We start from the raw sequence: 13,361 nt of genomic DNA, 5'->3' as shown, positions 1-13,361 counted from the left end.
AAGGGTAAAGACCCTGCTTTCTATGATCCTTTCGCGCCATGAATTCCCGGGAGTTCCCGACGCAGCCACCCCCAAAACACTGCTAAGGGAGCGCCTCGCAGGGCTCCTGAGGAGATAGACCATGCCATTTGGCAAGCCACTGGTGGGCACCTTGCTCGCCTCGCTGACGCTGCTGGGCCTGGCCACCGCTCACGCCAAGGACGACATGAAAGCCGCCGAGCAATACCAGGGTGCCGCTTCCGCCGTCGATCCCACTCACGTGGTGCGCACCAACGGTGCCCCCGACATGAGTGAAAGCGAGTTCAACGAGGCCAAGCAGATCTACTTCCAACGCTGCGCCGGTTGCCACGGCGTCCTGCGCAAGGGCGCCACCGGCAAGCCGCTGACCCCGGACATCACCCAGCAACGCGGCCAGCAATACCTGGAAGCGCTGATCACCTACGGCACCCCGCTGGGCATGCCGAACTGGGGCAGCTCCGGCGAGCTGAGCAAGGACCAGATCACCCTGATGGCCAAGTACATCCAGCACACCCCGCCGCAACCGCCGGAGTGGGGCATGCCGGAGATGCGCGAATCGTGGAAGGTGCTGGTGAAGCCGGAGGACCGGCCGAAGAAACAGCTCAACGACCTCGACCTGCCCAACCTGTTCTCGGTGACCCTGCGCGACGCCGGGCAGATCGCCCTGGTCGACGGCGACAGCAAGAAGATCGTCAAGGTCATCGATACCGGCTATGCCGTGCATATCTCGCGGATGTCCGCTTCCGGCCGCTATCTGCTGGTGATCGGCCGCGACGCGCGGATCGACATGATCGACCTGTGGGCCAAGGAGCCGACCAAGGTCGCCGAGATCAAGATCGGCATCGAGGCGCGCTCGGTGGAAAGCTCCAAGTTCAAGGGCTACGAGGACCGCTACACCATCGCCGGCGCCTACTGGCCGCCGCAGTTCGCGATCATGGACGGCGAGACCCTGGAGCCGAAGCAGATCGTCTCCACCCGCGGCATGACCGTAGACACCCAGACCTACCACCCGGAACCGCGCGTGGCGGCGATCATCGCCTCCCACGAGCACCCCGAGTTCATCGTCAACGTGAAGGAGACCGGCAAGGTCCTGCTGGTCAACTACAAGGATATCGACAACCTCACCGTCACCAGCATCGGTGCGGCGCCGTTCCTCCACGACGGCGGCTGGGACAGCAGCCACCGCTACTTCATGACCGCCGCCAACAACTCCAACAAGGTTGCCGTGATCGACTCCAAGGACCGTCGCCTGTCGGCCCTGGTCGACGTCGGCAAGACCCCGCACCCGGGGCGTGGCGCCAACTTCGTGCATCCCAAGTACGGCCCGGTGTGGAGCACCAGCCACCTGGGCGACGGCAGCATCTCGCTGATCGGCACCGATCCGAAGAACCATCCGCAGTACGCCTGGAAGAAAGTCGCCGAGCTACAGGGCCAGGGCGGCGGCTCGCTGTTCATCAAGACCCATCCGAAGTCCTCGCACCTCTACGTCGACACCACCTTCAACCCCGACGCCAGGATCAGCCAGAGCGTCGCGGTGTTCGACCTGAAGAACCTCGACGCCAAGTACCAGGTGCTGCCGATCGCCGAATGGGCCGATCTCGGCGAAGGCGCCAAGCGGGTGGTGCAGCCCGAGTACAACAAGCGCGGCGATGAAGTCTGGTTCTCGGTGTGGAACGGCAAGAACGACAGCTCCGCGCTGGTGGTGGTGGACGACAAGACCCTGAAGCTCAAGGCCGTGGTCAAGGACCCGCGGCTGATCACCCCGACCGGCAAGTTCAACGTCTACAACACCCAGCACGACGTGTACTGAGACCCGCGTGCGGGGCACGCCCCGCGCGCTCCCCCCTACGAGGAACCGTGATGAAACCGTACGCACTGCTTTCGCTGCTCGCCACCGGCACCCTGCTCGCCCAGGGCGCCTGGGCCGAAGACCCCGAAGTGCTGTTCAAGAACAAGGGCTGCGTGGCCTGCCATGCCATCGACACCAAGATGGTCGGCCCGGCCTACAAGGACGTCGCCGCCAAGTTCGCCGGCCAGGCCGGCGCCGAAGCGGAACTCGCGCAGCGGATCAAGAACGGCAGCCAGGGCGTCTGGGGCCCGATCCCGATGCCGCCGAACGCGGTCAGCGACGACGAGGCGCAGACCCTGGCGAAGTGGGTCCTGTCGCAGAAATGAACGCCCCTCCGGACTTCCGGCGCGCCGCCAGCCACGCCTTGTGGCTGGCCCTCGCGCTGACGTTCGCCTGTCCTCTTCCGGGCCTGGCCGACGAGCATCCCGATGCCCGTCGCCAGGCCCAGTTGCGTCACCTGCTGTTGCAGGACTGCGGCTCCTGCCACGGCCTGCGCCTGACCGGCGGCCTCGGCCCGGCGCTGACCCCCGAGGCCCTGCGCGGCAAGCCGCGCGAATCGCTGGTCGCCACCGTGCTCATGGGCCGTCCGCAAACCCCGATGCCCCCCTGGGCCGGCCTGCTCAGCGAAGACGACGCCGGCTGGCTGGTGGACCGCCTGATCGAAGGAGAGATCGCCCCATGAACCTGCGTCCCCTCGCGCCGCTTTTCCTCGCCCTGCTCGCCGGCTGTAGCCAGCAGCCGCCCTTGCGCGGCAGCGGCGACCTCGGCGTGCTGATCGAACGCGCCGACGGCAGCGTGCAGATCCTCGACGGCACGGCGAAGACCTCGCTGGCGCGGGTCGAAGGCCTCGGCGACCTGTCCCACGCCTCCCTGGTGTTCTCCCGCGACCAGCGCTACGCCTACGTATTCGGTCGCGACGGCGGCCTGACCAAGCTCGACCTGCTGGCCCAGCGCATCGACAAGCGCCTGATCCAGGGCGGCAACAGCATCGGCGGAGCGATCAGCCAGGACGGTCGGCTGGTCGCGGTATCCAACTACGAGCCGGGCGGGGTCAAGGTGTTCGACAGCCGCACCCTGGAGCTGGTCGCCGAGATTCCCGCCACCCGCCTCCCCGGCCAGGACAGGAACTCCCGGGTGGTCGGCCTGGTCGACGCGCCCGGGCAGCGCTTCGTGTTCAGCCTGTTCGACAGCGGCGAGATCTGGATCGCCGACTTCAGCCAGGGCGACACGCCGCACCTGACCCGCTTCCGCGATATCGGCAAGCAACCCTACGACGCCCTCATCAGTCCCGACGGGCGCTACTACATGGCCGGGCTGTTCGGCGAGGACGGCATGGCCCAGCTCGACCTCTGGCACCCGGAGCGCGGCGTCAGGCGCGTACTCGGCGACTACGGCCGCGGCCAACGCAAGCTGCCGGTGTACAAGATGCCGCACCTGGAGGGCTGGACCATCGCCAGCGACCAGGCCTTCGTCCCGGCGGTCGGCCATCACCAGGTGCTGGTGCTCGACGCGCGCGACTGGAAGCAGACCGACGCCATCGACGTCGCCGGCCAGCCGGTGTTCGTCATGACTCGACCGGACGACCGGCAGATCTGGGTCAACTTCGCCTACCCGGACAACGACAAGGTGCAGGTCATCGACAGCGAGACCCACGAAGTGATCGAAACCCTACGCCCTGGCCCCGGCGTACTGCACATGGAATTCAGCGGGCGCGGCGACCAGGTCTGGATCTCGGTGCGCGACGCCGACCAGTTGCAGGTCTGGGACCCGTACCGCCTGAAGCGCATCGGCAGCCTTCCGGCCCGCAGCCCGAGCGGCATCTTCTTCAGCCACCGCGCCCAGCACATCGGACTCTAGGAGGCACCATGGACGACCTCTCCCGCCGCCTCCTCGCCCGCTACCAGAAAGGCCTGCCGATCTGCGCGGAACCCTATCGGCGGATGGCCGAGACCCTGGGTTGCAGCGAAGCCGAGGTGCTCGAACGGCTGCGTCGCCTGGAAGCCGACGGCGCGTTGTCGCGGGTCGGCCCGGTGCTCCGCCACCAACGCGCCGGGGCCAGCACCCTGGCTGCCCTGGCGGTGCCCGAGGAGCGTCTGCAACGGGTCGCCGAGCGCATCAGCCAGTACGCCGAGGTCAACCACAACTACCAGCGCGAACACCGCTACAACCTGTGGTTCGTGCTCACCGCCGGCGACCGCGCGCAACTCGACCGGGTACTGGCGGAGATCGCCGCCGACACCGGCCTGCAACCCCTCGACCTGCCGATGCAGGAAGCCTACTGCATCGACCTCGCGTTTCCCCTGGAGGCCAGCCGATGAACCCCGTCGAACCCCTCGCCGCGCCGCAGCGGCAACACCTGCGCTACCTGCTGGAACAGGGCCTGCCGCTGGCCAGCCGGCCCTACCGGGTGCTCGCCGAACGCATCGGCGCCGGCGAAGACGAAGTGCTGGAACAGGTCCGCCGCTGGGACGAAGACGGCCTGTTCCGCCGCTTCGGAGTGATCCTCCACCACCGCGCCCTGGGCTATACCGCCAACGCCATGCTGGTGCTGGACGTCGCCGACGCGGAGGTCGACGTCGTCGGCCGCGCCCTCGCCCACGAAACGATCGTCTCGCTCTGTTACCGCCGCCCGCGTCGCCTGCCGATGTGGCCATACAACCTGTTTTGCATGATCCACGGCCGCGAGCGCGGCGAAGTGGAACGCCAGATCGAGGCCCTGCTGGAGCGCCACGCCCTGCGCCAGACACCGCACCGCTGGCTGTTCAGCCTGCGCGCCTACAAGCAGTGCGGCGGCCGCTACACCGCGCCGCCGGCCGACCTGGAGCGCCGCCATGGATGAGTTCGACCGGCGCCTGCTGAACCGCCTGCAACACGGCCTGCCGCTGGAGCCGCATCCCTACGCGCTGCTCGCCGCCGAGCTGGATTGCCGCGAGGAAGACATCCTGCGCCGCCTCGACGACCTGCTCGACGACGGCACCCTGACCCGCTTCGGTCCGCTGTTCGATATCGAGCCCCTCGGCGGTGCCTTCACCCTGGCCGCCATGAGCGTGCCGGAGGCGCGTTTCGAAGAGATCGCCGCGCTGCTCGCCGGCTGGCCGCAGGTCGCCCACAACTACCGTCGCGAGCACGCCCTGAACATGTGGCTGGTGGTCGCCTGCGACAGCCCGGCGGAGGTCGCCGAGACCCTTGCACGGCTGGAGCGCGAGAGCGGGCTGGCGGTACTCGACCTGCCCAAGGAGGCGACCTACCATGTCGGCCTGCATTTCCCCCTCTGACGCCCTGCTCGCCCGCCGCCTGATCGAACTGACCCAGGCCGGCCTGCCGCTGGTCGCCGACCCTTGGGCGTGGATCGCCGCGCAACTGCGGCTGAGCGAGGCGGAGACCCTGGCGCTGCTGAAGCGCCTGCGCGACGCCGGGGTGATCCGGCGCATCGCCGCGGTGCCCAACCACTATCGCCTTGGCTACCGGCACAACGGCATGACCGTCTGGGACGTCGCCGACGAACGCATCGAACGCCTCGGCCGGCTGGTCGGCGGGCTGTCCTTCGTCAGCCATTGCTACCGGCGCCCGCGCCATCTGCCGCAGTGGCGCTACAACCTGTTCGCCATGGTCCACGGCCGCAGCGAAGCGGAGATCGAAGGCTACCGCCAGCAGATCCGCCTGCTGCTCGGCGAGGACTGTCGCGCCGACGAGATGCTGGTGAGCAGCCGCATCCTGAAGAAGACCGGCCTGCGCCTGGCGCAGAAGGAGGAACGTCCATGCTGAGGATCAGCCATTACCTGCGCAGCCTCGCCGAGGACGCGCCGGCGCCGCGCCGCGCCGGCGGCAGGCGCGCCCCGGTGGTGATCTGGAACCTGCTGCGGCGCTGCAACCTGACCTGCAAGCACTGTTACTCCACCTCCGCCGACAGCGACTTCCGTGGCGAGCTGGAGACCGCGGAAATCCTTCGCGGCATCGACGACCTGCGCGCCGCCGGAGTGCGCGTGCTGATCCTCTCCGGCGGCGAACCGCTGATGCACCCGGACCTCTTCGAGATCGCCGCCCATGCGCGCCAGGCCGGGATGTTCGTGGCGCTGTCGAGCAACGGTACGCTGATCGACGAAGGCAACATCCAGCGCGTCGCCGAGGCCCGCTTCGACTACGTCGGCATCAGCCTCGACGGCCTGCGCGAGACCCACGACCGCTTCCGCCAGAAGCAGGGCAGCTTCGACGCCGCGCTGGCGGCCATGCGCCTGTGCCGCGAGGCGGATATCCGCGTCGGCATGCGCACCACCCTGACCGAGGAGAACGCCGCGCAACTACCGGCACTGCTCGACCTGATGCGCGAACTCGACGTGCAGAAGTTCTACCTCTCGCACCTCAACTACAGTGGCCGCGGCCGCCGCAGCCGCGCCCTCGACGCCCACCACCGGCGCACCCGCGAGGCCCTCGCGCTGCTCTTCGAACGGGCCGACGAGGACATCCGGCAGGGGCGCGACAGCGACTTCGTCACCGGCAACAACGACGCCGACGCGATCCTTCTCCTCGACTGGCTCAAGCGCCGCCGCCCGCAGCAACTGGCGCGTCTCTGCGAGCTGCTGCTGGACTGGGGCGGCAACGCCTCGGGCGAGGGCATCGCCAACATCGACAACACCGGCGAGGTGCATCCGGACAGCTACTGGTGGCACCACAGCGTCGGCAACATCCGCCATCAGCGCTTCGCCGACTTCTGGTTCGAGCGCCCCGACCCGCTGCTCCTGCAACTGCGCCAGCGCCCGCGACCGGTGGTCGGGCGCTGCAGCCAATGCCGCTGGCTGGACATCTGCAACGGCAACACCCGCACCCGCGCCTGGGCCGGCGGAGAACTCTGGGGCGAAGACCCCGGCTGCTACCTCAGCGATCAGGAAATCGGCCTCGAGCGCATCGCGCTGCACGCCGTCTAAGGAAAGCCTCATGAACACTACCGTGATTCCGCCGTCCCTCCTCGATGTCGATTTCCCTGCCGGCAGCGTCGCCCTGGTCGGCGCCGGCCCCGGCGATCCGGGCCTGCTCACCCTGCGCGCCTGGGCCCTGCTGCAACAGGCCGAGGTGGTGGTCTACGACCGCCTGGTCGCCCGCGAGCTGATCGCCCTTCTGCCGGAAAGCTGCCAGCGCATCTACGTCGGCAAGCGCTGCGGCCACCACAGCCTGCCGCAGGAAGAAATCAACGAGCTGCTGGTGCGCCTGGCCCGGCAGCAACGCCGGGTGGTCCGCCTGAAAGGCGGCGACCCGTTCATCTTCGGTCGCGGCGCCGAGGAGCTGGAGCGCCTGCTCGAGGCCGGCGTCGACTGCCAGGTGGTCCCCGGCGTCACCGCCGCCTCCGGTTGCAGTACCTACGCCGGCATCCCGCTGACCCACCGCGACCTCGCCCAGTCCTGCACCTTCGTCACCGGCCACCTGCAGAACGACGGCCGCCTCGACCTCGACTGGGCCGGCCTGGCGCGCGGCAAGCAGACCCTGGTGTTCTACATGGGCCTGGGCAACCTCGCCGAGATCGCCGCGCGCCTGGTCGAGCACGGCCTCGCCAGCGACACCCCGGCGGCGCTGGTCAGCCAGGGCACCCAGGCGGGCCAGCAGGTGACCCGCGGCGCCCTTTCCGAGCTGCCGGCGCTGGCGCGGCGCTACCAGTTGAAGCCGCCGACGCTGATCGTCGTCGGCCAGGTGGTGGCGCTCTTCGCCGAGCGCGCGATGGCGCATCCGTCATACCTGGGCGCCGGCTCGCCGGTCAGCCGCGAGGCCGTCGCATGCGCCTGATCGGCCTCGCCCTCGGCCTGCTCCTCGGCGCCCTCGCACAGGCCGGCGAAGCGCCGGGGGAAGCGCTCTACCGCCAGCACTGCCAGGCCTGCCACGGCGCCGGGCGGCTCGGCGGCAGCGGCCCGACCCTGCTCCCGGAAAGCCTTTCGCGGCTGAAGCCGGCGCAGGCCCGCGAGGTGATCCTGCACGGACGCCCGGCAACCCAGATGGCCGGCTTTGCCGGTCAATTGGACGACGCCGCGGCGGACGCCCTGGTCGCCTATCTCTACCAGGCGCCGCCGCGCGAACCGCAGTGGAGCGCCGAGAACATCCGGGCCAGCCAGGTTCAGCCGCATCCCCTCGCCACCCTGCCGTCCAGGCCGCGCTTCGAGGCCGACCCACTGAACCTGTTCGTGGTTGTGGAATCCGGCGACCACCACGTGACCATCCTCGACGGCGATCGCTTCGAGCCCATCGCCCGCTTCCCATCGCGCTACGCCCTGCACGGTGGTCCGAAGTTCTCCCCGGACGGGCGCCTGGTGTACTTCGCCTCGCGCGACGGCTGGGTGACCCTCTACGACCTGTACAACCTGAAGGTGGTCGCCGAGGTCCGCGCCGGCCTCAACACGCGCAACCTGGCGGTCAGCGACGACGGGCGCTGGGTCCTGGTGGGCAACTACCTGCCCGGCAACCTGGTGCTGCTGGACGCCCGCGACCTGTCCCTGGTGCAGGTCATCCCGGCGGCCGACGCCCAGGGCCAGGCCTCGCGGGTCAGCGCGGTATACACGGCACCGCCGCGGCACAGCTTCGTGGTCGCCCTGAAGGACGTCCACGAGCTGTGGGAGCTGCCCTATGCCAACGGCAAGCCGGTCGCGCCGAAACGGTTGGCGGTGGCCGACTACCTCGACGACTTCTCCTTCAGCCCCGACTACCGCTACCTGCTGGGCAGCTCGCGGCAGGCCAGGGGCGGCGAGGTGATCGAGCTGGACAGCGGCGCGCGGGTCGCCTCGATCCCGCTGTCGGGCATGCCGCACCTCGGCTCGGGCATCTACTGGAAGCGCGACGGGCGCTGGGTGTTCGCCACGCCGAACATCAGCTGCGGGGTGATCTCGGTGATCGACCTGCAAAACTGGAAGCCGTTGAAGGAAATCGTCACCGACGGCCCCGGCTTCTTCATGCGCAGCCATGCCGACTCGCCCTACGCCTGGACCGATACCTTCCTTGGCAAGAAACACGACGAGATCCTGCTGATCGACAAGCAGACCCTGGAAATCGCCCATCGCCTGCGCCCCAGCCCGGGCAAGGTGGCCGGCCACGTCGAGTTCACCCGCGACGGCCGCTACGCCCTGCTCAGCGTCTGGGACCGCGACGGCGCGCTGGTGGTCTACGACGCGCACAGCCTGGAGGAAGTGAAGCGACTGCCGATGAACAAGCCGTCGGGCAAGTACAACGTCGGCAACAAGATCGGCTATGCGGAGGGAACCTCGCACTGAGGCTCGGGCGAGACGCCATCAACGGATATCCCCGTATCCTCCGCGACGGACCGCGACAACCCTGTCTCCTCACGGCACGAGAAAAACCACGGGAATGGCGGATAACCGCAAGCGGTTATTCGCCCTACCGCCCACCCTGCGCGAGGAGCCCTAGGGCATAACGCCAACGGCGTTATCCGCCGATCACCCTGTCCCATCACGGCCCCGAGAAAACCCTGGGAATGGCGGATAGCCGCAAGCGGATATCCACCCCCACCCGTCCCGCGCGCCGAGCCCCCGGCGCCCAGAAAAAAGCCCCGCATCGCGGGGCTTTCCGTCTCAGGCGCCAGGCCTCAGAACTGCTCGGCGTCCAGCAGGTACAGCGACTCGCTGCCGGCGCGCACGGAGGCGCTCAGGGAATGGATGCGCGGCAGCAGGCGGGCGAAGTAGAAGCGCGCGGTACCCAGCTTGCTGGCGTAGAAGTCGTCCTCGCCCTGCTTGGCCAGCGCGGTGCGCGCCATCAATGCCCACATGTAGGCATAGGCGGTGTAGCCGAACACATGCAGGTATTCGACCGACGCCGCGCCGATCTCGTTGGGGTTGCCCTTGGCGCGGTCGAGCAGCCAGGCGGTCAGCTCTTCCAGGTTCTCCACGGCGGCCGCCAGCGGCTTGCTGAACTCGCCCAGGGCCTCGTCGGCGGAAGCGACGAAGGCCTTGATCTCGTCGGTGAAGTGACGGGAGAAGGCGCCGCCGCTGCCGATCACCTTACGTCCCACCAAGTCGAGCGCCTGAATGCCGTTGGTGCCTTCGTAGATCTGCGTGATGCGACAGTCGCGCACCAGTTGCTCCTGGCCCCATTCGCGGATGAAGCCGTGGCCGCCGAAGATCTGCTGGCCATGGATAGTGGTTTCCAGTCCCATGTCGGTGAGGAATGCCTTGGCCACCGGGGTCAGCAGCGCCACCAGCTCTTCCGCACGCTTGCGGGTGACCGCGTCTTCGCTGTACTTGGCGGTGTCCAGCTGCATCGCGACGTAGCTGGAGAAGGCGCGGCCGCCTTCGTTCAGCGCCTTCATGGTGAGCAGCATGCGGCGCACGTCGGGGTGCACGATGATCGGGTCGGCGGCCTTGTCCTTGGCTACCGGGCCGGTCGGCGCGCGGCTCTGGATACGCTCGCGGGCATACTCGATGGCGCTCTGGTAGGAGCGCTCGCCGGTGGCCAGGCCCTGGATGCCGACGCCAAGGCGCTCGTAGTTCATCATGGTGAACATCGCCGCCAGGCCCTTGTTGACCTCGCCCACCAGCCAACCGGTGGCGCCGTCGAAGTTCATCACGCAGGTGGCCGAGGCCTTGATCCCCATCTTGTGCTCGATGGAGCCGCAACCCAGGCTGTTCTTCTCGCCCAGCGAGCCGTCGGCGTTGACCAGCACCTTCGGCACCAGGAACAGCGAGATGCCCTTCGGCCCGGCCGGGGCGTCGGGCAGCTTGGCCAGCACCAGGTGGATGATGTTCTCGGTCAGGTCATGCTCGCCGCCGGTGATGAAGATCTTGGTCCCGCTGATCTTGTAGGAGCCGTCGGCCTGCGGCTCAGCCTTGGTGCGGATGATACCCAGGTCGGTGCCGGCATGCGGCTCGGTCAGGCACATGGAACCGGCCCAGATACCGGCGTACATGTTCGGCAGGTACTTGTCCTTCAGTTCGTCGCTGGCATGGGCATTGAGCGCCAGGCAGGCGCCGGCGGTCAGCATCGGATACAGGCCGAACGACAGGTTGGCCGAGTTGACCAGTTCCTCGACCTGCGCCGAGATCACCTTGGGCATCCCCATGCCGCCGTAGGCCGGATCGCCGCCGACGCCGACCCAGCCGCCTTCGGCGTAGGTCCGGTAGGCCTCGGGGAAGCCGGCCGGGGTGCTCACCGCGCCAGCGTTCCACTGGCAGCCTTCCTCGTCGCCCGGACGGTTCAGCGGGGCGATGGTACCGGCGGTGACCTTGCCGGCCTCTTCGAGGATCGCCGCGGCGGTCTCGGCGTCGACCACTTCGGCCAGCGCCGGCAGTTGCGCCCAGAGCCGGGAGACCTCGAACACCTCATTGAGGACGAAGCGCATGTCGCGCAGCGGAGCTTTGTAATCAGCCATGTGGGGGAATCCTCGATCGTACCGATCGCCGGCCGGGGGCCAGCGGCAACAAAATGGAGGCACGAAAGGTGTGCCGCGGCCGAGTCTACACCACCAACATTTCGGACTTGTAGCGTCACGTCGTGACCATTAAGTCTATATCGGTCTTCTATGCGACAGGCATGAAAAAGCCCGCTTTTCGCGGGCTCGAGCGAGTTCGCCGGGAGTCCGGCGGGCCCGGCGAGTGCGGGAGAAACCGGGGGGAAGAAGCGCCGCGCCCCTGCCCCGGCAACCGCTAGAGCGAAAACTGCTCCGCCGACAGGCTCATCAGGCCCGCCGCGCCGGCCTGGATCGCCGCGGCGTGCGCCGCGGTGCGCGGCAGCAGGCGACTGAAGTAGAAGTCGGCGGTGGCCAGCTTGGCTTCGTAGAACGCGGCCTCGCCGCTGCCGGCATCCAGCTTCTCGCGCGCCACCAGGGCGATGCGCAACCAGAAATAGGCCAGGGTCACGTAGCCGGAGAACATCAGGTAGTCCACCGAGGCGGCGCCCACTTCGTCGGCATTCTTCATCGCCGCCAGGCCCACCTGCTGGGTCAGTTCGCCCCACTGCGCGTTCAGCGCCGCCAGTTGCGCGACCTGTCCCTTCAGTTGCGGATGCTCGGCCTGGGCCTGGCACAACTGGTGGACCAGTTTGGTGAAACCGCGCAGCAGCTTGCCCTGGCTGCCCAATACCTTGCGGCCGAGCAGGTCGAGGGCCTGGATGCCGTTGGTGCCTTCGTAGATCTGTGCGATGCGACAATCGCGGACCAACTGCTCCATGCCCCACTCGCGGATGTAGCCGTGGCCGCCGTAGACCTGCATGCCGAGGTTGGTCACCTCCTGCCCGGTCTCGGTCATGAAGGCCTTGCAGATCGGTGTCAGGAAGGCCAGCAGGTCGGCGGCCCGCTCGCGCTCGGCGGCGTCCTGCGACAGGTGCTCGGTGTCGAGCAACTGGGCGGTGAAGTAAGCCAGCGCGCGGTTGCCCTCGTTGAACGCCTTCATGGTCAGCAGCATGCGCCGCACGTCGGGGTGCACGATGATCGGGTCGGCCGGCTTGTCCGGCGCCTTCGGCCCGGTCAGCGAGCGCATCTGCAAGCGCTCCCGGGCGTAGCGCACGGCGCCCTGGTAACTGGTCTCGCCAAGGCACAGGCCCTGCATGCCGGTGCCCAGGCGGGCGTGGTTCATCATGGTGAACATGCAGTGCAGGCCCTTGTTCGGCTCGCCGATCAGGTAGCCGGTGGCGCCGTCGAAGTTCATCACGCAGGTGGCCGAGGCCTTGATCCCCATCTTGTGCTCGATGGAGCCACAGGAAACCGCGTTGCGCACGCCTGCCTCGCCGGCGGCGTCGGGGAGGAACTTCGGCACGATGAACAGCGAGATACCCTTGGTCCCGGCCGGCGCATCGGGCAGCTTGGCCAGCACCAGGTGGACGATGTTCTCGCTCATGTCGTGCTCGCCGGCGGAGATGAAGATCTTCGTCCCGCTGATCGCATGGCTGCCGTCGGCGTTCGGCACCGCGCGGGTCTTGATGATGCCCAGGTCGGTGCCGCAGTGCGGCTCGGTCAGGCACATGGTGCCGGTCCAGGTGCCGGCGGTCATCCGCGCCAGGTAGAGGTCCTTCTGCGCCTGGCTGCCGTGGGCGTGGATCGCCGACATGGCGCCGCGGGTCAGGCCCGGGTACATGCCCCAGGAGACATTGCTGGCGCCGATCATCTCGCTGAGCAGCAGACCCAGCGAGTGCGGCAGGCCCTGGCCGCCGTACGCGGGATCGCTGGCGACACCGTTCCAGCCACCCTCGACGTACTGTGCATAGGCTTCCTTGAAACCCTTGGGCGTGCTCACCACGCCGTTGTCGAAGTGGCAGCCCTCTTCGTCGCCGGAGCGGTTCAGCGGCGCCAGAACCTGTTCGCAGAATTTCGACCCTTCATCGAGGATCGCCGCCACCATGTCCGGGGTCGCGTCGCTGGCGCCGAGCGCCTGGTAGCGCCCATGGAAGTCGAATACCTCATCGATCAGGAAGCGCATGTCGCGCAGCGGAGCCTTGTATTCCGGCATCTCTGTTCTCCTCGGCAGGGGCGCCCCACAGGCGCGAATCCCTCGAAGCTACTGCGCCGGGCGGGCGC

The 13,361-nt window shown here is 68.2% G+C and carries 13 protein-coding genes; 11 read left to right on the top strand and 2 right to left on the bottom strand.

What is annotated here, in order from left to right; translation table 11 throughout:
- Positions 1-121: 121 nt before the first annotated feature.
- Genes nirS through nirN form a run of 11 tightly spaced genes read left to right on the top strand, consistent with a single transcriptional unit; the run spans position 122 to position 9,111 of the window.
- Complete coding sequence (gene nirS / locus VQ065_RS02930; protein WP_003084873.1) at positions 122-1,828, top strand: nitrite reductase; 1,707 nt, start codon at positions 122-124, stop codon at positions 1,826-1,828.
- A gap of 50 nt (positions 1,829-1,878) precedes the next feature.
- The gene (nirM, locus tag VQ065_RS02925) at positions 1,879-2,193 is read left to right on the top strand and encodes a cytochrome C-551 (RefSeq protein WP_003084872.1); all 315 of its coding nucleotides are present in this window, start codon (positions 1,879-1,881) and stop codon (positions 2,191-2,193) included.
- The gene (gene nirC, locus VQ065_RS02920) at positions 2,190-2,549 is read left to right on the top strand and encodes a cytochrome c55X (protein WP_003084870.1); all 360 of its coding nucleotides are present in this window, start codon (positions 2,190-2,192) and stop codon (positions 2,547-2,549) included. The genes nirM and nirC overlap by 4 nt, the downstream gene beginning before the upstream one ends.
- Positions 2,546-3,724, top strand: a complete 1,179-nt coding sequence (gene nirF / locus VQ065_RS02915) for a heme d1 biosynthesis protein NirF (protein WP_003084866.1) — start codon at positions 2,546-2,548, stop codon at positions 3,722-3,724. Before nirC ends, nirF begins: the two co-directional genes overlap by 4 nt.
- Positions 3,725-3,732: 8 nt before the next feature.
- Positions 3,733-4,185, top strand: coding sequence for an AsnC family transcriptional regulator (locus VQ065_RS02910; protein ID WP_003084864.1), 453 nt, complete (start codon positions 3,733-3,735; stop codon positions 4,183-4,185).
- The gene (gene ahbB / locus VQ065_RS02905) at positions 4,182-4,706 is read left to right on the top strand and encodes a siroheme decarboxylase subunit beta (RefSeq protein WP_003084862.1); all 525 of its coding nucleotides are present in this window, start codon (positions 4,182-4,184) and stop codon (positions 4,704-4,706) included. Before VQ065_RS02910 ends, ahbB (VQ065_RS02905) begins: the two co-directional genes overlap by 4 nt.
- Positions 4,699-5,142, top strand: coding sequence for an Lrp/AsnC family transcriptional regulator (locus VQ065_RS02900; protein WP_003084860.1), 444 nt, complete (start codon positions 4,699-4,701; stop codon positions 5,140-5,142). The genes ahbB (VQ065_RS02905) and VQ065_RS02900 overlap by 8 nt, the downstream gene beginning before the upstream one ends.
- Positions 5,117-5,632, top strand: a complete 516-nt coding sequence (gene ahbB / locus VQ065_RS02895) for a siroheme decarboxylase subunit beta (protein ID WP_003084858.1) — start codon at positions 5,117-5,119, stop codon at positions 5,630-5,632. The genes VQ065_RS02900 and ahbB (VQ065_RS02895) overlap by 26 nt, the downstream gene beginning before the upstream one ends.
- Entirely contained in the window at positions 5,626-6,789 is a 1,164-nt protein-coding gene (gene nirJ, locus VQ065_RS02890; protein WP_003084852.1) for a heme d1 biosynthesis radical SAM protein NirJ, read from the top strand. The genes ahbB (VQ065_RS02895) and nirJ overlap by 7 nt, the downstream gene beginning before the upstream one ends.
- A gap of 10 nt (positions 6,790-6,799) precedes the next feature.
- The gene (gene cobA / locus VQ065_RS02885) at positions 6,800-7,639 is read left to right on the top strand and encodes a uroporphyrinogen-III C-methyltransferase (protein WP_003137316.1); all 840 of its coding nucleotides are present in this window, start codon (positions 6,800-6,802) and stop codon (positions 7,637-7,639) included.
- The gene (gene nirN / locus VQ065_RS02880; RefSeq protein ID WP_003084850.1) at positions 7,630-9,111 is read left to right on the top strand and encodes a dihydro-heme d1 dehydrogenase; all 1,482 of its coding nucleotides are present in this window, start codon (positions 7,630-7,632) and stop codon (positions 9,109-9,111) included. The genes cobA and nirN overlap by 10 nt, the downstream gene beginning before the upstream one ends.
- Before the next feature lie 332 nt (positions 9,112-9,443).
- On the opposite strand, the gene VQ065_RS02875 is transcribed toward nirN, so the two are convergent.
- Positions 9,444-11,222, bottom strand: coding sequence for an acyl-CoA dehydrogenase C-terminal domain-containing protein (locus tag VQ065_RS02875; protein ID WP_003084848.1), 1,779 nt, complete (start codon positions 11,220-11,222; stop codon positions 9,444-9,446).
- Positions 11,223-11,496: 274 nt separating this feature from the next.
- On the bottom strand, positions 11,497-13,293 hold the full coding sequence (locus VQ065_RS02870) for an acyl-CoA dehydrogenase C-terminal domain-containing protein (protein ID WP_003084844.1): 1,797 nt from the start codon (positions 13,291-13,293) through the stop codon (positions 11,497-11,499).
- Between the last annotated feature and the right edge of the window lie 68 nt (positions 13,294-13,361).

The sequence above is a fragment of the Pseudomonas sp. KBN10P06128 genome, from assembly GCF_037574945.1.
Taxonomy (GTDB): domain Bacteria; phylum Pseudomonadota; class Gammaproteobacteria; order Pseudomonadales; family Pseudomonadaceae; genus Pseudomonas; species Pseudomonas aeruginosa.
Note: the sequence above shows the minus strand (reverse complement) of the source record. Positions and strands in the feature narration are given on the sequence as shown.